Source organism: Alistipes intestinihominis (assembly GCF_040095975.1).
In the GTDB taxonomy this organism is placed as follows: Bacteria; Bacteroidota; Bacteroidia; order Bacteroidales; family Rikenellaceae; genus Alistipes; species Alistipes senegalensis.
Genome location: NZ_JBBMFL010000003.1, coordinates 293,183 through 313,789 on the forward strand (window position 1 = coordinate 293,183; position 20,607 = coordinate 313,789).

A 20,607-nucleotide genomic window follows, 5' to 3' on the forward strand; every position below is an offset into this window, starting at 1 on the left:
CCCTGGGGGCAAAATATTTCGGGCAGGCCGCGGAGAGCGAAAACTCTCCGTCGTACCTGCCCGAAATTGCGTTTTTCCGAGGGCTATGCCCCGCGGATCAGAAGTTCGAGATGTTGCCGTATTTGAATCCGGCCCAGCGGATTTTGCCGTCGATCCGGTATTTCTCGATGACGCGCTCCTCCTCGAAGGTGAGGAAGTTCACGCCCGAACCCACGCTCCGGTTCGAGGTGGTGTACATCATCACCGTGCCGTCGGCCAATGCGAAGAGCATATAGCAGTTGTTGCTCTTCATCGGACCTTCGACAATGGCCACGACATCCTGATCGAACGTGTGGAACTCCGTGGGAGCTCCCGTCGCCGTGCGCTCCTTGACCAGCACCTTGCGCGGATTCGACGCCGCGGTGTAGAACATGTAACCCGACTTGTAGTAGCTGCCGCCGTCGATGCGGATGACGCACGTCTTGCTGTCGGGACCGAACTCGGGGAGTTCGCGGTAAACCTCCTCGTAGACCTCCGACATCTCTACGGCCGAGGTTCTCGGCGTGTAGGAGATCTTCACCTCGCGCGTGTAATATTTGCCGTCGGACTTCTTGCGGAACAGCATCATGACGCCCGACTGCTGGGGATAGGCCATGACGTTGGCGTCCTTGATGAACCAGCCGTCGATGAACTCGTAGTCGGTGATGCCGCTCATGCCGCTGTCGTCGGGGAATTCCGTGATATTTCCCGCCCTTTCGCCGGAATCCGCCTCGGAGGTGCTGTAATCGAGATTGGCCACCAGGAAACGGCCGCCGTTTTCAGTCTGGTCGTAGATCAGACCGTAGCCTTCGGCGTAGCGCGCCGTGATGAATTTCACCCCGTTGATCTGCTTGCCGTCGTAACGCACCGGCAGGTCGAGGAAATGTCCCGTATAGTAGATGCGCGAGCCCTTGCGCTGGAAGACACGCCCGTCGTCGGCCATCACGTAGCTGATGAAGCCGCCGTGCATGAAGTCCTTCACCCGGAAGTTCTCCGGAAACTCCTCATTGAGGAACTCTTGCTTCAGCGTCATTTCGTGCAGCAGGGTTTCGCCGCTGAACGAGGCGCAGTTCTCCGGATCGTCGTCGAGGAACATCTCTTTGCCGATGACGGATGACTTTTCGCACGACCAGTACTCCTGCAAGCGGGGGTTGTCGCCCGTGAAAGGAATCTGGATGCCGGCGCCGTTCTCGTAGTAGTCGAATGTGTAAAGCGCCGCCACGGTATAGCTGATAAAGTCGTAGCGCAGCGCCCCGTCCTTTTCGACCAACAGGTTGTAACCCGTCACGTAAGGCTGATCGAGTTCGATGCTGAAAGGGAAGATCGTGGAGTTTTCCGCGGAGTTGCGGTGAATCTCGAAATAGCAGTAGACCCGGTTGGCTTCCATGTCGCACTCCCAGTCGAGATCCTTCGTCGTGGCTACCTCCCTGCCGTCGATGACCCAGCGGTACGAGAGGTCGTTCATGTTCTTGTAGACGACGTTGGGCGTGATCTGCAAGCGGTCGGCGAGTTTGATCTTGTAGGCCCGGTTGGGGACGAACAGCGCCAGGTCGTTTTCCGGGTTGTCGATCACCGGCAGGTCGAGCGTCTTGTAGTCGGTGTTCGTGTCGTCGCTGTAACATCCGGTCAGCAGCGCCGCCACGACGGCCGGAATCAGAAATAGATATCGTTTCATAGTCTGTCTCTTTTAATGGTTAACCCTGGATCGCCACTTTCATCTGTGTGCCGTCCTCCTCCGTCTGGGGATTCTCTGCGAGCCAGTACTTGAATTTGAGCGCATAGAACCGTTTTTCGCTGTCGCTCAGTTCGCCGTAGTCGCCCGTGAAGATATTCTGCGAGAACAGTCCGAACTTTTTGTCGCTGTATGTTCCCAGATAGAAATCCACGACCGACTGGTTCCACCACGAAGGCTGCGCGATCTGCGCCGTGACGCGGAGTTCGGCCTCCAGAAATCCGGTCTGCGTAGCGAAGAAGTTCTCGTTGCTTTCGAGGCTGAATTTGAGGTTGTAGGTGCCGTTCTCCATCCGGGCGGTCTTGTGGACCGTGACGAAGATCGTGTCGAGGAAGCTCTCCTTGTGGAAAACCAGCTCCGGGAGTTCGTACTCTTCGTTGGCTTTCAGCGTCGTCTGCTCGTCTCCGGGGTAGACCTTCAGGGCGTAGGAGAGGTCCTCGGTCAGCGGCCGTCCGGCGAATTTGATCGGCACGGCGATCTGCACGGTCTCCTTGGTCGTGGAGATGAACGAGAAATTGAAAACCGGATTCCCGCTCTCCGGATACGACATGTAGATGTATCGCTGGTCGGTCGGAGCGAGAATCTCCGACTTGTTGCAGGCGGTCATGGCCAATGCCGCTGCCGCTGCAAGTATGGCTGTCGTCTTTTTCATCGTGTCTGCTTTCATGTGTTTCATCGGTTAGATCGCGCTTTCGCTGTCGGGAACCGGCAGGGTGAGTTTGCCCTTGTGGTCGAATTTGCCTTCGGAGAAGGTGATCGGACGGTTGGTGCGCTTGTAGAAGAAGATGAGCTGCCCCTCGCCGATGAACTCCTTGCGGTATTCGTAGGTCAGGGCCTCCCAGAACGCATCTTCGGTCATCGTGCCCGAAAGCACGGGCGACGAGTAGCCGCGGGCCTTGCGCACGACCATCAGGTCGGCGGCGGCCGTCTTCATGTCGGTCTTGTAAAGGCATTCGGCGGCGATGTAGTAAGCCTCGCTGATACGGATGTTCGGGACGATCTTGTCCTTTTCATCGGAGACGTTGACGGTGTATTTCGTGAGGAAATTGGTCGAGGTCTTGATGAAACCCGAACGCTTGTCGTTCGTCGGCGTGGTGAAGAAAGTCTTGTCGTCGATAGTCAGCCGGCGCGAGTTGGTATTGTTGACGTAAGGCTCGAACGTTTCCGTCAGTTTCTCCTGATAGAATCCGAAGAGCAGGTCGTCGAACATCTTGGGGACGCTCAGGATCGATCCCGAGGTGGAGAACTGCAAGGTCTTGGCGGTCACCAGGTCGATGATCTCCTGCGCATAGGTCAGCGCATCGTCGGTCTTCTGGGCCCAGAGGCAGGCGCGGGCCAGCAGCACCGTCACGGCGTAGTAGTTCAGCCGGGTGCCGCGGTTGTTGTAGAATTTGCCCTGCGCGGGGTTGCTCGAACCGAAGAAGCGGTAGGCCGTGGACGTGGCGTAGGAGGGGTTGACCTCAACGTCGAACGTTTTGAGCAGGTCGCGGGCCTTCACCAGGTCGCCGATCGTCTTTTCCATGAATTCCCGGTTCGGGATCGGCGGGTTGACCGTCGAAGGATAGGTCTCGACATAGGGGATGTAGCGTCCGTCGGCATCGACCTCCATCGACGCCCCGAACAGGCGCATCAGGTCGAAGTGCATCATGGCGCGGATGGCGTAGGCTTCGCCGAGGATCGTATTGCGGTCGATCTCTTCGTTGGTGAAGAATCCGTCGTCGGTCTTCTCGGTGTGCGCGATCAGGTCGTTGGCCTGGGCGATGATCTTGTAACCGGCGCCCCAGGCCGCGGAGGCGAGCGACGCGGCCTCCTTGGCCTCGTATTCCAGATCGTACATCTGGGGATAGGACTTGTAGTCGCTGGCGGGGTCGATGGCGTAGTAGCGCGCCCACACGTCGGTCATGCCCCACGAGAGTTCCTTGCCGTAGAGCGCGAAATCCGACATCTGGCGGTAGAGGCCGTTGACGACTTTGTAGTAGCCGGCGGTGTTCTTGTAGAGGTCCGTATCGGTGATTTCGTATTCGGGCTCTATTTTCAGCCACTCCTCGCAGGCCGTGGCCATCGTTGCGGCGAGGAGAAGCGAAGCGAGATATATCTTTCTTGTTTTCATGATTCACGCATTTTTTAGAAGGAGGCGTTGACGGAAAGGGTGAACGCACGCGCGTAGGGCGACGAGAGGCCGCGCTCGACCTGGATCGAGCTGGCGGTGAACAGGTCGCGGCAGTTGAATTGCAGTTTGAGGCGGTAGAGGCCCAGTTTGCGGATCATGTCGCGTTTGAACTCGTAGCCCACCGAGAGGCTCGACATGTTGAGGTAGCTGTAATTCTGCACCAGGCGCGACGTGGGGCGCGTCACCGAGTTGTAGTCCTTGATGTCGCGGAAGCGGGCGATGTCGCCGGGTTTGATCCAACGGTCGCTCAGCACGCGGCGGTCGCAGTTGCTGTTGAGGATGTCGGCCATCTCGATCGTCGTGCGGAGCGTCTGGTTGTAGCGCTGTCCGCCCCATTCGTACATGAAGTAGGTGTCGAGCGTGAAGCCTTTCCAATAGGCGCTCAGGCCGAACGAACCGCTCATCGAGGGTTCGGTGTCGCCGACCAGCACATTCTCCGCGGGGTCCCATTTGAAGGTGGTCGAACCGTCCCGGCGCATGTAGAGTTCCTTGCCCGTCGCCGGGTCGATGCCCAGCGAGCGCATGGCGTAGATGCCCGTAAGCGAGCCGCCTTCGACGTAGCGTAGCAGCGGGGTGGACTGCACGTCGTTGCCGCCCTGGTTGGAGTTGTAGTGCTCGTTCACGCGGTCGTTGTAGGCTCTCAGCGAGTTGGAGATCTTTTTGAGCTTGCCTTTGTTCGACGCGCCGTTGAATATCAGGTTGATGATCGTGTTCCGGGTGTTGACGACGCGGCTCTGGAGCTTGATCTCGTGTCCGCGGTTCTCCATGCGGCCGATGTTCTCCTTGTAGGAGGTGAAGCCCGACGAGGTCGGGATAAACATGTCGGCGATGTTGTCGTGGGTGTCCTTGATGTAGTAGTTGTATTTGGCGTAGAACAGCCCCTTGAGGATCTCGAATTCGAAGCCCAGATCGGTCTGGAGCGTCCGCTCCCATTTCAGATTGGGGTTGCCCAGATACATGATCTGCACGCCGTCGCCCGTCGGATACTGCCAGTCGGTGAACATCTCGTACTTGTTCTGTGCGGCGTAGGAGGGGAACGACACCTTACCCGTCATGCCGTAGGTTCCGCGCAGCTTGAACTGCGTGAGCCACGGCGTGTTCTCCTTGAAGAATTTCAGGTTGTGGACGTTGACGCCGGCGCCGGTCGAGAAGAAGGGGGCGAAGCGTTTGTTGGAGCCGAACTGCGAGCTGCCGTCGATACGTCCCGAAAGGTCGGCGAAGATCACGTCGTTGTACGAGTAGTTGAGCACGGCGAGGGCGCCGAACAACCGGTTCTTGCCTTCGAGGTAGCTCTTCGTGTCGATGTCCTTGGCGTAACCCGGGGCCGAGAATCCGCCTTCGGGGAATCCGCTGTAAGTGAATCCCTCGTAGTTGGTCTTCTCCTCGCGGATGTTCAGACCCACGACGAAGTTGATGTTGTGACGGCCGATCTGGTCGTTGTAATAACCGTTCAGCGAGATGTCGTAGGTCGATTGCTTTTGCCGGGAGGTCGTCAGCTGGCCTTTTTTCTCGGTGCTCTGGAACTTGGCTGCGGCGGGATCGGTGAACTTGTCCGAGTCGCTGACGATATATCCCAGGGCGACGTTGGCTTTGAAATTGATCTTCTTGTTGAGGTAGTAGCGGACATCGAACTGGTCGTAGAATTCGTGGCGTTTGCCTTTGTCGAAACTGCCCAGCGTGGCGTCGTACATCGGGTTGCGGTAGGGCGAGCCGCTGTGCCAGGTCGCCATGTTCATGCCGATGTTGCCGTTTTCGTCGAGATAGGTGTCGTAGGGGTTCATGCGCACGTAGTCCGAAAAGGTGCCGTAGGGCGACTCCTGCGAATTGACCAGCGTGGTGGTCATCTGGTTGCGGAACGTGAGGCCCTTGTACTGGTATTGCAGGTTGAGCGCCGCCGACATCTTCTTGCGGTTCTGGCCTTTCATCACGCCCTCCTGGTCGTCGTACATCAGGTCGAGTCCGTAGCGGAAGGCGTCGGAGGCGCCGGCGATGCCGATCGAGTGCTTGTGGCCGAACGACGTGCGCAGCGGCAGCGCGAGCCAGTCGGTTTCGATGCCGCGCTCGATGTTCTGCAACTTGCCGTTGTACTCTTTGAGCTTCGTGGCGATCTGCGACGGATCGTCCGTGTCGTAGTAGCCGGCCAGCCGTTCGGCTTCGAGTTTCTCGCGGGCGTTCATCAGGTTGTAGCTCGACAGGTCGGGGGCGTTGATCGTGAAGTTGCCGCTGTAAGTGACGTTCAGGCGTCCGGCGGGCAGGGGTTTGGTCGTGATGACGACCACGCCGTTGGCCGCGCGCGAACCGTACATGGCCGTTGCGGCGGCGTCTTTCAGGATGGTGTAGGTCTCGATGCGCTCGATGTCGAGGTCGTAGATCTTCTCCATCGACACCTCATAGCCGTCGAGCATGAAGATCGGCTGGTTGGGGTCGTTCTTGAGCGCATGCTCCGAGGTGAGGCTCTCGTCGAGGGCGGGGGTGCCGATGCCCGAGCGTCCGCGGACGTACATCTGCGGCAGGGCGTTGGGGTTCGAACCCATGTCGAGGTTCTCGGCGATGCGGAACGAAGGTTCGAAGATCTGGATGGCGCTCAGGGCGTTGCCCTGGGGCGCCACGGTTTTGAGCTGTTCGCCGGTGATCGTGGTCGATGATCCGGAGAACGATTTCTGGGCGATGTTCAGGATGCCCGTGACCACGACGTTGCCGATTTCGCTCACGGCCGGGTCCATGTGGACGTTGATCTTGTCCAGCTCCTTGAAGACCTGCTTGCCGTTGTTGAAAACGGCGATCTCCTGGTTCTTCATGCCCAGGAACGAGAACGAAAGGGTCATGTCGTCCGAGCGGCGGGCCTTGAGGGTGAATTTGCCGTCGGGACCCGTCACGGCGCCGCGGCTCGCCTGTTTGAGCACGACGCTCACGCCGGCCAGCGGCAGTCCGTTTTCGTCGTAGACCACGCCGGAGAACTGCACGGCCTCCTCGGTGCCCTTTTTGATCTCGTCCGCAGGCCGGATGACGACCATGTTGCCGCGGATCTGGTAGCTGAGGCTGCTGTTGCGCAGGCAGTGTTTCACCACGTCAACGACGGTGGTGCGGCTCATTTGCATCGAAACGCGCGGCAGCGACTCGATCTGCGAATTGTTGTAGACGAAGTCGTACTGCGTGTGGTTGTCCAGCCAGGTAAAGACCTGCTGTACGGTGGCGTTGCGGAAGTTGACCGCGATCGTCTGCTGCGACTGCTGTGCGCGGATGGCGCTCAGTCCCGCTGTCCAGATCACCAGCAGCACGGCCAGCCGCCGCATCACTCTGCCGGAGAAACCTGCTTCGGGTAAAAATTTCTTCATACGCTGTCGGGTTATATAGATGAAACGATCAAAGATCCCCGCCTTCGAACCCCGGAGGCGGGGATCTTCAAAGTCTTAGTCGATGAGCCGGCTGATCGACTCGTAGATGAACCGGTAGTGTTCGCGGGTGCGCCGGTCGCTGCTGTTGATGTGGGGTTTCACGATCTGACGCAGCTCCTTGAGGATGCCGTAGTAGAGCTGGCGCGTTGACTGCGTGTTGATCACGGGCCAGTATTTCAGCGCTCCGTACTGGGCGCCGACCTCGTCGCGTCCGAAGTCCACGCCGTTCGTCGAGTAGAGCAGCGGCATCTCGTCGAGGGCCTTCATGCACGCTTCGGGGTCGCTGAAATCGAAGACCTTCGGGTCGCCGGCGATCTGCGCCGCGAGCGCCGATGCCGAACCGTTCCGGTACTTGGCGTTGCGGTCCACGATTTTCGACGAGGCCATCATCGTCTTGGCGAAGTTCGTCTGGTAGTAGAAATCCTCGTCGGAGAGCTTCTGTCCCTTGCGGGTCTTCTCGAAGAGTTTGTCGAACATGTAGCGGATGTAGCGCGCATGGTCGAAATGCTCCTTGCCCCGCCCCTCGTAGATGAACAGACGGGTCGCCGTGGCGTTCATCAGCAGGCTGAGGTAGTCCTTGTGCTCCTCGATGCGTTCGCGCTGGATGCCCATCAGGCGCACCAGCTCGGGGCGCTGCACCCAGTCGGGCATGTAGCGGTTGGCGTAGAGGATGTCGAGGGCCTCCTTCTGTTCCGCATAGGGCGTGAACTCATAGCTGGGAACGGGGTCGTTGGCCTTGCGCTCGTAGGTCTTCACGCCGTAGGCTGTGATGGCCACCTGGGTCAGCAGCTGTTTGTAGCGGCGGTAGAGGTAGTTGTAGATGCCGTTGCGGTAGAGATACTCGGGGTCGTCCTCGTCGGAGATCCACTTGTCGAAGTTCTCCATGCAGTACCTGAGGTTGCCCAGGGCGTATTTGAAGTTCTTGATGTCGTCGTCGCCCACGTCGTTGGCGCCGCAGTCGGGGCAGTCCTTGGCGTTCTCGTAGCGGTAGACGGGATTGCCGACCGTGGCGTCCACCCATTTCTCGATCACCTTGAGCTCCTCCTCGGAGGTCTTGGCTTCGGGAACGGGCTTGTAGAGGCACTTCACGACGTGGTAGTCGTATTCGCCCACGCCCGTCGGGGTGATGCGGAAGCCCTTCTTCACGGCGTCGATCGGCGCGATGAAGTTGTATTTGGCGATGTCGAGCATCGAGGGCGTCGTGCCGTATTTCCGCGTGAAGGCGGCGTTGTGGCGCAGCGAATCCGAGGGGAAGGCCGCCGACGAGGTCAGGTTGTATGACATGCCGAAGCAGTCAACGCCGGTGAGCCACGTGAAGTGGTTCTTGACGTGTTCGAAGAGCGTGCTGTCGGGCATGTAGCGCTGGCGCACCGACGGATCGGCGTGCGCCGTGAAGACGAAGATCTCGAACGGCATCTCCCACGTCATGTTGTGGCAGACCATGACCGTCGTGCGGAGAATCTCGCCGCTGCGGGGATCGACGTAGGTGCGCACGCGGGTGTCGCCCGTGAGCGAAGGCACGTAGTTGATGCAGTTGTAGCGGAAGTTCTGGGGGCTGAACTGCGGGTCCTCTTCGGGCGTGGGGAACGGCCTGACGCGGATGGCGTTCTTGAAGCCGATGGCCTCGAAACACTTGTTCCATTCGAGGATGCCCTTCGTGATGGCGGCGCTCATCTGCGCCGTGAAGGTCGTGTCGATGTAGAAAACCACGGGGGCCTTGGGCTCCACGGCTTCGCCCCGGTCGTAGGCCGCCTGGTCCGACGGCTCCATGCGCCAGCGGGTGGCGAAATAGACGGGGTTCATCAGCTTGTAGTCCGAGTGGTAGTTGTACTTGCCCAGCACGTTCAGCGGCAGACGGAAGTCGGCCAGGCGCGGACGCATCGGCGTCTCGGGCAGCAGGGCCAGCGAACGCACCAGCTTGGCGGTGGTCACCTTGTTGTAGGTCTTGCCGATTTTGCTGTCGTAGGTGATGTAGCTGGTGACGGTGGCGTTGTCGTCGAAGGCCGCCACGTCGGTCAGCAGCGAGCGGTCCTTCTTCTGGTTGAAGGAGACGCCGCGCAGCACGAGTTTCGTTTCCGAGCGGGGGTCGATGGCCGTCAGCAGGCTTTCGCCTCCGATGAACAGGTCGGTCATGTCGAACACGACGGCCGTGGAGTCGGCGTTGAAGGCTTTGATCTTGTACGACCCGAGGATCGCCGGCATGTTGCTTTGGGCCAGGGCGCGGCGGATCTCCTCGCCGTTGTCGGCCACGACCGACTGGCTGCGGTCGCGGCGCAGCAGGACCGTGCGGTTGATCGTGTCGAACTTGACTTGCAGCGGCCGCAGCGGCGAGAGGCCGACGTAACTGTCGGTGTGGTCGGTGATCTCGGCCACCGACGACATGAGCATCATGTCGCGGTTGAGCATTTTCAGGGGCAGTTCGACCAGCAGTTTGTCATCGACGATGTGCAGGGTCATGATGCCGCCTTTCGAGGTTTTTACCTTCTTGTCCTTGAAGAGCTTGTCGTATTCGCTCTGCTTTTTGACGGGTGCGGCGGCGGTCGTCGTCTGGGCTTTCTTCTTCGATTTCCTGCCCTTGGCGAAGGTCGCCGTCGAAGCGCCCGACAGGAGCAGCAGCGAAAGCAGACAGATCAGATATCGTTTCATAATGTGAATCGCTGTTTGGGGTTAAATTACTGTAAAGCGCCTTCGATGCGGTGGAGCAGCAGTTCGTAGTGGTTGCGCGTCTCCTGATCGCCGGTGTAGCGTTTCTGGCGCAGCAGGTCGCGGACCTTGATCAGACGGCCGTAGTACATGGCGTCGCGCGGCGAGAGCGATTCGGTCAGCGAGCGGAAATAGCCGAATCCGCCGACCTCCTCGGGGGTGTTGGAGGTGCCGAACAGGTCGGCTTCCAACTGACGCTCCATGCGCGACATCATGTCGCCGTCGCCCAGAGCCTCGGCATAGACGTTGCCGGTCGAGATGTTCCAGCCGTTCTCGTCGAGCTGCGGGGCGAAGCCGATGCCGCGCTCGTCGTCGGCGATACCTTTCTCCGAACTTTTCTGAGGAGCCAGACGGGTGATCATCAACAGCATATCGACGTAGGAGTTCTGGTTGCTGCGGTCGCGCGGCGTGAGGCTCTTGCCCTGATAGGTGTGCAGGAAGATGCCTTTCAGTGCGTCGTCGCCGTGTTCGAGCTGCGAGTAGGCGTTCGGGGCGGGGTCGATCATGCGGCCGAAGCTGCCCTTGTCGGCCTCGATGCAGGCCACGAGAATACGTTGTACGCGCACCGAGAGGTTGCCTTGCAGCGGCAGTTCTTTGAGCAGCACGGGATCGTCGAGCCAGTCGAGGTCGTGGAGCTGGTCGATCAGGAACTGCTGTGCGCGGCGCTGGTAGTCGCCGTCGATGAACGAGTAGGAGGGACGCGGGTCGCCGGCTTTGCGCTCGTTCATCATGATGCCGCCCTTGACGTTGTAGACGTGGTTGATGTAGGTCAGATACTGGTTGAGCAGGTATTTGTACATCGCCTCGCGGGCCGTGAGGTCGTTGTCGTCCTCGCCGTACCACTCGTTCAGGTGCTTCATGATGTATTTGAGGTTCCTGATGCCGTACTCCGAAGCGCGCACGTGGTCGTCGCCGAGGTCCTCGGACAGCGACGTGGGATCGAGCGTGTTGAATATCTGCTGCTTGCCGTAGCGGTAGATCGGGTCGCCGGCGTGCGAGCGGACGAGATTATCGAGCCAAGGCTGCTCCTCTTCGGGAGTCTTGGCGTCGGGCAGGTAGGTGTAGAGCCACTTCACGGCGTACTCGTCGTAGAGACCCATGCGGGGAGGCATCATGCTGACGCCGCGCTCGTAGTCGCCGGGCTGTGCCACGTGGTTGAAGCGGGCGTAGTCCATGATCGAGTAGGTCGTGCCGTATTTCTGCGTGAACGACGGCGAGCGGAGCGAATCGACGGGAATGGCCGCCGACGAAGCCATGTTGTGCATGAAGCCCAGGCAGTGTCCGACCTCGTGCGAGAGGACGTAGCGCAGGGCGCTGCCCATGATCGAGTCGGGGATGTTCATCGTGCGGACGTTGGGGTCGGCGGCTGCGGTTTGCAGGAAGCGCCAGCGGTTCAGGAGTTTGACGATGTCGTGGTACACCATCACCGACGCTGTGATGATCTCGCCCGTGCGGGGATCGTCCCACGAGGGGCCCATGGCGTTCTGGAACGCCAGCGGGGCGTAGCGGATGCAGGAGTATTTCAGGTTGTCGGGATCGAACTCGGGGTCCTCCTCCGGGGTGGGGTAGTCGCGGACCTGAACGACGTTCTTGAAGCCGATCTTCTCGAAGGCGTCGTTCCATTGTTCGATACCCTCGCGGGCGTAGGGTTTCCACGCCTCGGGGAGGTTCGTGTCGAGGTAGAAGACGATGGGTTTCACCGGCTCGACCAGCTCGCCGCGCTTATAAGCCTCGACATCCTTGGGCTCCACGCGCCAGTGACGGGCGTAGTAGACGGGCAGCGTGCCGCGGTTCATGTTCGACGAGAAGCGGGCCTTGCCCGTCACGAAGATGTTCATGCGCGGGTCGGCGATGCGCGGACGCATCTCCTTCTCGGGGAGCAGCAGCAGCGTGCGGGTGACAAGGGCCGTGAAGGCGCGCTTGTCCTCGATCTTGCCGATCATCGGGCCGTTCGAGTAGGTTACGGTGGTGGTGTAGCTCAGGTAGCTCTTGACGGTCACGTTGTCCTCGAAAGCCTTGATGTCGCCCAGATGGCTGTTCGACTTCTGGAACGACGTGGTGCGCGAGAAGGGCTTGTAGCCGAAGGTGCTGTACGGGTCGAACGGCGTCAGATCGTCGTTGTCCTCCATGAAGAGGTTCGTCACGTCGATCACCACGGCCGTCGAGTCGGCGTTGTAGGCTTCGATCTTGAAGGCGCGGTAGATGCCCGGGATCGAGGAGCGGCGCACCGCTTCGTCGATGCCCTTGTCCTTGCCGTCGCCGCTGTAAATGTCGTTGACCAGGCAGAGCTGCACGCTTTTGTGGCCCTCCTTGGCGAAGGTCACGTGCAGCGGGTCCTTGGCCTTGTAGCCCACTACGCCGTGGTCGTTGTTGCTGGTCTCCGAAACGGTCGATCCGAGCAGCATCTCGCGGCCGAAGATCGACATCGGCAGCTCGAAGTAGAGCTTCTCGCCATCGACCTTGTGGATGGTCACGAGGCCCTTGACGGTCTGACATTTCTTGCCCTTGAAGAGCTTGTCGTAGTCGGAGGTTTTTTTGACGGAGGCGGTGTCCGTCTGTTCCGTTTTCGCTTTTTTCTTGTTCTTGCCCTTGCTTTTCGAGGGCTTGGCTGCCAGCAGGAGCGCCGGGATGAGCAGCGCACACACGAGGAATAGGCCTTTTCGTATCATACGGTTTGGATTAAGGTGTTTGTTTATTGTTTCTTGTTCACGATCAGTGTTTTTTCGTCAGGCATCACCAATTCCAGGTCGGTGATCGCCTCCAGCAGGTCGATCACCTGCGCCAGCGAGAAGTCGCGCGGGATCTTTCCCGTCAGCGCGTACTGCGCCGGATCGACGTTGACCCGTATTTCCACCCGGTACCAGCGGCGGATGTCGGCGAGAACCTCCTCCAGATCGGCGTTGTAGAAGGCGATCTTGTCTTCGGTCCACGCGGTGTAGGCCGCGGGGTCCACCTCGCGCACGTCGAGCGCTTCGGCCGCGCCGCGCGTCCGGGACTGCATGCCCGGTTCGAGGGTCACCTTGCCGCTCCGGTTGCCGACCTCGACGCACCCTTCCAGCAGGGTGGTGCTGGCCATGCCCTCGTCGTCGAAGTCGCGCACGTTGAATTTCGTGCCGCGGACGGTCATCGTCGCTTTGCCCGCCTCGACGACGAACGGATGCTCGGGGTCGTGCGTGACATCGAACAATCCTTCGCCCGAAAGCTCCACCCGGCGTTCCCCGGCGGCGAACTTCACCGGGTAGCGGAGCGTCGAGCGGGCGTTGAGCCATACGCGGGTGCCGTCTTCCAGCGTGACGAGGCATTTGCTTCCGTCGGGGACCGACAGCTCGTTGTAGAGCGGCGCCTCTCCGGCCCTTTCGGCGATCTCGGGCGCCGCTTCGTATTTCACGCCGTCGGTGCCGTAGCTGACGCGGCCCACGCCGTCGATCTGTCGCTCGGCCTGCCCGTCGAGTTGCAGCCGGCGTCCGTCGGCGAGCGTGAGCGTCACCTTGTCGGGCGCGGGGTAGATGGCGTCGGCCAGTTGCAGCGTGCGTTCGCGCTCGCTCGGCGCCGGACGGGTGAGGAACGCGATTCCGGCGGCCACGACCACGGCTGCGGCGATGCCCGTTGCGGCGACGGCCCAGCGGCGCAGTGTGCCGGCGGGTTTGCCGAGGCCCGCGGCGGTGCGGAAGCGTCCGAAAGCCCTGCGGGCGTCGAACCCGTCGTATTCCGCCATGCGGCCGGCGATGTGGCCGCTGGTCGTGAGCTGCTCGCGGAGCGCCTCGAAATGCGGGTCGCGGGTCAGCTCTTCGAATTCGGCCGCCTCGCTTTCGCTGAGCGTGCCGTTGAGATATCCGATGAAAAGCTCGGTCCAGTGTTCCAGTAGCTCTGAATTGTCGATCATCTTTCAGGTTCTGTTTGCAGGTAGTTTGATAAAGAATGCGCGGAACCGAAAAAAGTATGACAGATTTTTCGAAATTTATTGGTTTGATTGGTTTTTTTACGACCTTTGCAGTATCAACAGAATTTAGCCATGAACCATTCACCGAATGTCAAACAGGTAGAAACCGTACTCAAATACATCAAGGAGCAACTCTATTCGGGGAGTTTGCAGCCGGGCGAACGCCTGCCCGCCGAGCGGCGGCTTGCCGAAATGCTGGGGGTGGGGCGCGCCCACGTGCGGACGGCGTTTCAGAAGCTGGAGTTTTACGGCATCGTCCAGACCTTTCCCCAAAGCGGCACGGTCGTGGCGCAGGAGAAGATGCAGGTGTTGGAGCGTCTGATCACCGATGCGTTGCAGATCGAGCAGTATGACTTCGCGTCGCTGGTCTACGTGCGCGTGCTGCTCGAACTCGAAGCCGTGAAGCTCTGCGCCCGCAACCGCACGCCCGAGGATTTGGAGAACATCGAACAGGCCCTGATCGAATGCGAAGAGAAATTCTATACCGACGAGCGTGTGTCGAAGGACTTCGCCTACCACCAGGCGCTGGCCCGCGGGGCCCACAATCCGGTGATCGCCTCGATGCTGCTGGTCATCACGCCCGACGTGCTGCGCTACTACCAGCGCTACCGCGTCTGCACGGTCCCGCAGGAGGAGGTCTGCTTCGAACACCGCGAACTGCTGCGCTGCGTGCGCGAACGGGACGAGGAGGGGGCCGTCGCCATGCTGCGCCGCCACCTGAAGTCGCTGAGCGAGTTCGCCGCCACGTACAACGACGAAAATCATTTTCTGGAATAGCCCTTCGGGCCGGAAATGACGAACGGCCACCCCTTTCGGGGCGGCCGTTCGCCGTGATGCGCCGCGTCTATGTGTCCGGATTCTCTATCCGCACAGCCATTTGCGCAGTATTTCGGGTATTTCGATCTCCCGGCAGCTGACCGAGGCGAGCAGTTCGCGGCCTTTCGTCGTCAGCGAGTAGTGCATCTGCCGGCGGTCCTTGCAGCAGAGTTCGCGGAGCACGAGCCCTTTCGACTCCGCCGAGCGGAGCACCTTCGAGGTGTTCGACGGGGTGAGCCCCAGCAGCTCTCCCAGCCGGCCCGGGCACATGCGCTCGGCGTTCGAGAGGCTGCAAAGAGCCATGCCTTCGTTCAGGCAGATGCCGTAGCGTTTCTCGAAAGCGGCTTCGAACTGGTTCACGGCACGCTGCAAATCGCGTATTCTGCACAGTTTATCCATGCCTTTCCGCTTTGTGTACGGCCTGCCTGCCGCAGTGTCTCACGCATTTGCCGCATTCGATGCACTTTTCGGGGTCGATCTCCGGCAGGGCGTTCCCCTTTTGCGAGATCGCGCCTGCGGGACAGATCGGGATCATCGGGCAGCGGTGGTTCTGCGGACACAGCAGGGGGTCGATGACCAGCGCCATTACTTGCCGAGCATTACTTTGTCGATGGCCTCTTTGAGCGACGCCTTGGGCATTGCGCCCTGCGCCATCTGGGGCTTGCCGTTCATCGGGACGAACAGCAGCGTGGGGATCGAACGGATGCCGAACGCCGCGGCGAGCTCCTGCTCCTCTTCGGTGTTGACCTTGTAGATGTAGATCCGGTCTCCGTATTCGGCCGCCAGCTCTTCCAGCACCGGAGCCAGCGCCTTGCAGGGGCCGCACCACGATGCGTAGAAGTCGATCAGCGCGGGTTTGTCGCCGAGGTATTTCCACTCCTGGGGATTCTTTTCATAGTCGGCCACCTTCTTCAGAAAGTCGGCCTTGGTCAATGCGATCGTTTTCATATTCTTCGTGTTTTTGTCGTTGGTCCGTGCCTGGCTTCCGGCGGCGAAGGCCAGCAGCGCGAAGGCGGTTATGAGCAGTTTTCTCATCTTGTTTTTTGTTGTTCCGTATCAATAACGATGCAAAGATGGGGTTTATTTTCCAATAAAACAAATTTCTGATGGAAAATAATTGAAAAAACGAAAAAAAGCCCGGCACCGCATTCGGGATGCCGGGTTGTTGCGGGAGGAGGGTAGGGGTGCTGGGCAGGCTGGAAAGCGTGCCGAAATTGCCATCGCCCTTTGAAGCCCGCCTCTCGCGCGGGGGATTCTTATTCGGGAAGCGTGGGGCATTCCGGGCGAGCGTGAGTGAGCGTGGGAATCCGGCGGCGGCATTGTGAGGTTGCAACGTGCAGTCGGATTGCCGCGGCATCTGCGATTGCCTCGCAATGACGGTGAACTACTTGCCTGTCGGCCGGGTGTTTCGGGACGGTCTACCTGAATCCGGCGTTTTACGCCGGCTATTCCAAGTAGACCATGACGTTGCCGCTGATCTGTTGCAACGATATTTCGCACAGTTTGGTGTTGTACTGCGCCGTGAGGATGCGCTCCTCGGCGTCCAGCAGGCTCTTCTGCGCTTCGCGCATCTCGATGCCCGGCAGGTCGCCCAGCAGGTAGCGTTCCATGGCGATCTCGTAATTCTCCTTGGCGGCGATCAGGTTCTCCTCTTCGAGCAGGATCACTTCGAGGTTGTTCCGGTAAGCCTGCCAGAAATTCGACAGGTCGGCGCGCAGCGACTGTTCCAGCCGCTGCCGCGTCAGCCGGGCGTTGTCGATGCCGATGCGGGCGTTGCGCTGTTCGCGGCGGCGGTTTCCGTCGAAGATCGTGAAGCCGACCTGCACCCCGGCGTTCAGCCCCAGCGTCCCGCGCGAACGGTTCGTGCCGCTGCCGTAGCGGTTGTGGCTGTAACCGTATCCCGTCGTCAGGTTCACATAGGGGTAGTTCCGCGCCTGGACGGTTTTCAGGTCGAGTTCGGCCAGCGTGTTGTCGTGCTCGGCCATCAGCAGCGAGGCGTTCGCCGAAAGGGTCTTTTCCAGCAGGGTGTCCCATTCGAGGGTGCTGTTGACGCGGATCAGCGTGTCGCAGATGCAGAGTTTTTCGTCGAGGTTCTCGTTGGCCAGCAGTTCGTTGATGCGGATGCGCGAGGCGGTGACCAGTTCGTGCTGGGACATGTATTTCGAACTGTCGGCGTTGAAGTCCACGCGGGCTTGCAGCAGGTCGAGGCGCGAGAAGTTGCCCACCTGCACGCGCGCCTCGGTGATGCGGAGCCGTTCGCGCGAGAGGCCCACGGCATAGCGGAAATTTTGCAGGCGCAGCGTCTGTTGGATGTAGTTGTAATATTCGGCCGTGAGGCTGGCCATGAAATCCTCGATGGTGATGCGGGTCTTCAGGGCGCCCATCTGCTGCATCTCCTTCAGCCGCTTGTAGTTGGTGCGGATGCGGAATCCGTCGAACAGCGTCCAGTTCACCGCCAGCCCCACGCTGGCCGTCTGGTCGTAGACCCCCGATTCGCTCACGGCGTCGCCGTCGCGCGGGGTGGTGGTGCGGTCGTTGTCGAGCGTTCCCGAGTATCCGGCCGAGAGGCCGATTTCGGGCAGCATCCCGGCGTTTCCGGCCGTGGCGTCGTTGTCGCTGATCCGCTCCTCGTTGCGGACGATGCGCACGTCGTAGTTCTGTTCGAGTCCGATCTCCAGACATTTGCGCAGGGTCAGCGGGGCCGGCGCCTCGCAGGCCGCCGGCGTCTCCTGCGCTCCGGCCGCGGCGTATGCCCCTAACAGAATGGCTGTCAATAATGCTCTTTTCATGCGTCGTTGTTTTTCGATTTCTTGATTCGGTCCGTCGAAACGTAGCTGTATATCGCCGGGACGATGTAGAGCGTCAGCAGCGTCGAGACCACCATGCCGCCCACCACGGCGATGCCCATGGCGATACGTCCGTTGGCACCCTCGCCCGTGGCGACGGTCAGCGGCAGCAGGCCCAGGATGGTCGAGGCGCTGGTCATCAGGATCGGGCGCAGGCGCTGCAACGCCGCCTCCTCGATGGCGTGCATCTTGCCGAGCCCCGCCTCCTGCTTCTGGTTGGCGAACTCGACGATCAGGATGCCGTTCTTGGCCACCAGTCCGATGAGCATGATGATGCCGATCTGGCTGAAAATGTTCATCGTCTGCTCCGTGCTCCACATGAAGACCAGCGCGCCGGCGATGGCCAGCGGCACGGTGAGCATGATGACCAGCGGGTCTTTGAAACTCTCGAACTGAGCCGCGAGGATCAGGTAGATCAGCAGGATGGCCAGCACGAAGGCGAACATCAGGCTCGACGAACTCTCGCGGAACTCTTTCGAATCGCCGGCCAGCGCCGTGCGGAAGTCGTCACCGAGCACCTCGGCGGCGATGCGGTCCATCTCGTCGAGCCCCTGACCGATGGTCTTGCCCTTGGCCAGTCCGGCCGACACGGTGGCCGAGATGAAGCGGTTGTAGTGGTAGAGCTGCGGCGGCGCGACGTTCTCCGCCATCGAAATCAGGTTGTCCAGCTGGATCATCTCGCCCTTGTCGCTGCGCACGTAGATCGAACGCAGGTCGGCGGGCTTGTTGCGCTGCTGGCGGTTGATCTCGGCCAGTATCTCGTACTGTTTGCCGTTCATGTAGAAGTAGCCCAGACGCTGGCCGCTGAGCCCGTATTGAAGCGTTTGGGCGATGTTGCGCGTCGAAACGCCCAGCAGGTTGGCTTTGTCGCGGTTGACCTCGATGCGCACCTCGGGCTTGCTGAATTTCAGGTCCACGTCGGCCATCTGGAACACGGGACTTTCGTAGACCCGGGTCATGAATTCGGGCAGGACCTCCTGCAACCGTTCGAGGTTGGTGGCCTGAAGGACGTATTGCACGGGCATGCGTCCGCGGCGTCCGCCGAAGGTGCTCTGCTGCTGCACGAAGGAGCGCGCCTTGGTCTTCGAGCGCACGGCGGCCGAAATCTGCTCGGCGATCTCCATCTGCGACCGTTTGCGGGTCGAGATGTCGGTCAGGGCGATGCGGACGTTGCCCGAGCCGCTCGACACGCGGGCCGTCACGGACTCGGATTCGGGAACGAGCGAATCGACCAGGCGGTTGATCTCCTCGGTGTAGTCGCGGATATATTCATAGGTGGCTCCCTCCGAGCCGCGGGTGGTGATCGAGATCTGCGAACGGTCCTCCAGCGGGGCCATCTCGGCCGGAATGGTGCTCCACAGCCAGCCGATCAGCGCGACGGTCAGCGCCACGATCGGCAGGGCGATCCAGCGGCGGCGCAGGAACGCCGCCAGCGTGCGGCTGTAAAAGTCGTTGAGCCAGACGAAGAAGGGTTCGGTCTTGCTGTATAACCAGCTTTTTTTCTCTTGGCGGACGAGCAGCTTCGTCGCCAGCATCGGGGTGATGGTCAGCGCCGCGAAGGTCGAGATGACCACGGCGCCCGAGATCACCAGACTGAATTCGCGGAACAGACGCCCGGTCATACCCTCCATGAAGACGATCGGGAAGAAGACGGCGATCAGCGTGATCGAGGTCGAGATCACGGCGAAGAAGATCTCCTTGGCGCCCTCGATGCCGGCGTCGCGGGGCGTCATGCCGCGCTCGATGCGGATGTAGATGTTCTCGGTCATCACGATGGCGTCGTCTACGACCAGCCCCACCGAGAGCACCACGGCGAGCATCGACAGCACGTTGATCGAGAATCCCGCGACGTACATGATGAAGAAGGTGCCGATCAGCGACACGGGGATGACGATGCAGGGGATCAGCGTCACGCGCCAGTTGCGCAGGAAGAGGAAGATGATGATGATCACCAGCACGAAGGCTTCGTAGACGGTCTGTTTCACCTCGTCGATCGAGGCGCGGATGAAGCGCGTGTTGTCGAATCCGTAGGAGGTCACCACGTCGTCCGGGAGGTCCTTTTTCATCGTCTCCATGCGCTTGTAGACGGCGTCGGCGATCTCGATGTGGTTGGCGCCCGGTTGGGGGATCACCACCACGCCGACCATCGGGATGCCGTTCATCTTCATGTAGCTGCGCGTGTCCTGCGGGCCCAGCTCGGCGCGTCCCACGTCGCTCAGGCGGATGATGCGGTCGGCGTCCTCGCGCACGACCAGTTCGTTGAACTCCTGCGTGGTGTGCATCAGGCCCATCGTGCGGATGGTCAGCTCGGTGGTGTTGCCCTCGATGCTGCCCGAGGGCAGTTCGACGTTCTCGCGGTCGAGGGCGTTCTTGATGTCCGTGGGGGTGACGCCGTAGCCGGCCATCTTGGCGGGATCGAGCCACAGCCGCATCGAATAGCGCTTTTCGCCCCATATCTGCACGCCGCTCACGTCGCTGATGGTTTGCAGCTGCTCTTTGACCGTGAGGTCGGCGATCTCGCTCAGTTCCAGCAGCGACCGTTTGTCGCTCTGGATGGTGACCATCAGGATCGGCGAGGCGTCGGCGTCGGCCTTGGTCACCGTCGGGGGATCGCAGTCGCGGGGCAGGTAGCGCTGGGCGCGCGACACCTTGTCGCGCACGTCGTTGGCGGCGGTTTCGAGGTCCACCGAGAGCTCGAACTCCACGGTGATGCGGCTCTGTCCTTGGCTGCTGACGCTCGATAGCGAGCGGATGCCCGGAATGCCGTTGATGTTCTGTTCGAGCGGTTCGGTGATCTGGTTCTCGATCACGTCGGCGTTGGCGCCCGGGTAGGAGCACTGGACGGAGATGATCGGGTTATCGACGCTGGGATACTCCCTGACGCCGAGGTAGCTGTACCCGATGAAGCCGAATAGCAGGATGATGATCGTCAGCACCGAGGCCAGAACGGGCCGCCGGATGCTCAGTTCGGAGATGTTCATGCGGCG

13 protein-coding genes are annotated in these 20,607 nt (G+C 60.6%); 1 reads left to right on the forward strand and 12 read right to left on the reverse strand.

Features of this window, described 5'->3' with window-relative positions:
- Nucleotides 1–97: 97 nt before the first annotated feature.
- From WMO46_RS04370 to WMO46_RS04400, 7 genes are all read right to left on the reverse strand, one after another.
- The gene (locus tag WMO46_RS04370; RefSeq protein ID WP_349093887.1) at nucleotides 98–1,693 is read right to left on the reverse strand and encodes a PKD-like family lipoprotein; all 1,596 of its coding nucleotides are present in this window, start codon (nucleotides 1,691–1,693) and stop codon (nucleotides 98–100) included.
- 19 nt (nucleotides 1,694–1,712) lie between these two features.
- Complete coding sequence (locus WMO46_RS04375; protein ID WP_229092034.1) at nucleotides 1,713–2,426, reverse strand: DUF4843 domain-containing protein; 714 nt, start codon at nucleotides 2,424–2,426, stop codon at nucleotides 1,713–1,715.
- 3 nt (nucleotides 2,427–2,429) lie between these two features.
- Nucleotides 2,430–3,860, reverse strand: a complete 1,431-nt coding sequence (locus WMO46_RS04380; protein WP_147513222.1) for a RagB/SusD family nutrient uptake outer membrane protein — start codon at nucleotides 3,858–3,860, stop codon at nucleotides 2,430–2,432.
- Nucleotides 3,861–3,874: 14 nt separating this feature from the next.
- On the reverse strand, nucleotides 3,875–7,255 hold the full coding sequence (locus WMO46_RS04385) for a SusC/RagA family TonB-linked outer membrane protein (RefSeq protein WP_349093888.1): 3,381 nt from the start codon (nucleotides 7,253–7,255) through the stop codon (nucleotides 3,875–3,877).
- Between the two features lie 75 nt (nucleotides 7,256–7,330).
- Entirely contained in the window at nucleotides 7,331–9,961 is a 2,631-nt protein-coding gene (locus WMO46_RS04390; RefSeq protein WP_349093889.1) for a DUF5117 and DUF5118 domain-containing protein, read from the reverse strand.
- Nucleotides 9,962–9,987: 26 nt separating this feature from the next.
- Nucleotides 9,988–12,687, reverse strand: a complete 2,700-nt coding sequence (locus WMO46_RS04395; protein ID WP_195498018.1) for a zinc-dependent metalloprotease — start codon at nucleotides 12,685–12,687, stop codon at nucleotides 9,988–9,990.
- Between the two features lie 23 nt (nucleotides 12,688–12,710).
- Nucleotides 12,711–13,901 (reverse strand): FecR family protein, encoded by a 1,191-nt coding sequence (locus WMO46_RS04400; protein ID WP_349093890.1) that lies wholly within the window; start codon nucleotides 13,899–13,901, stop codon nucleotides 12,711–12,713.
- A gap of 129 nt (nucleotides 13,902–14,030) precedes the next feature.
- On the opposite strand from WMO46_RS04400, the gene WMO46_RS04405 reads away from it, so the two are divergent.
- The gene (locus tag WMO46_RS04405) at nucleotides 14,031–14,735 is read left to right on the forward strand and encodes a FadR/GntR family transcriptional regulator (protein ID WP_019151305.1); all 705 of its coding nucleotides are present in this window, start codon (nucleotides 14,031–14,033) and stop codon (nucleotides 14,733–14,735) included.
- 84 nt (nucleotides 14,736–14,819) lie between these two features.
- Here WMO46_RS04405 and WMO46_RS04410 read toward each other — a convergent pair whose 3' ends face one another.
- From WMO46_RS04410 to WMO46_RS04430, 5 genes are all read right to left on the reverse strand, one after another.
- The gene (locus WMO46_RS04410) at nucleotides 14,820–15,173 is read right to left on the reverse strand and encodes a MarR family winged helix-turn-helix transcriptional regulator (protein ID WP_026076644.1); all 354 of its coding nucleotides are present in this window, start codon (nucleotides 15,171–15,173) and stop codon (nucleotides 14,820–14,822) included.
- On the reverse strand, nucleotides 15,166–15,360 hold the full coding sequence (locus WMO46_RS04415; RefSeq protein ID WP_019151303.1) for a 4Fe-4S binding protein: 195 nt from the start codon (nucleotides 15,358–15,360) through the stop codon (nucleotides 15,166–15,168). Before WMO46_RS04415 ends, WMO46_RS04410 begins: the two co-directional genes overlap by 8 nt.
- The gene (trxA, locus tag WMO46_RS04420) at nucleotides 15,360–15,809 is read right to left on the reverse strand and encodes a thioredoxin (protein WP_019151302.1); all 450 of its coding nucleotides are present in this window, start codon (nucleotides 15,807–15,809) and stop codon (nucleotides 15,360–15,362) included. Before trxA ends, WMO46_RS04415 begins: the two co-directional genes overlap by 1 nt.
- A gap of 410 nt (nucleotides 15,810–16,219) precedes the next feature.
- Entirely contained in the window at nucleotides 16,220–17,563 is a 1,344-nt protein-coding gene (locus WMO46_RS04425; RefSeq protein WP_195498016.1) for a TolC family protein, read from the reverse strand.
- Nucleotides 17,560–20,601: an efflux RND transporter permease subunit gene (locus tag WMO46_RS04430; protein WP_196016424.1), complete on the reverse strand. Its 3,042-nt coding sequence runs from the start codon at nucleotides 20,599–20,601 to the stop codon at nucleotides 17,560–17,562. The genes WMO46_RS04425 and WMO46_RS04430 overlap by 4 nt, the downstream gene beginning before the upstream one ends.
- Nucleotides 20,602–20,607 lie beyond the last annotated feature (6 nt).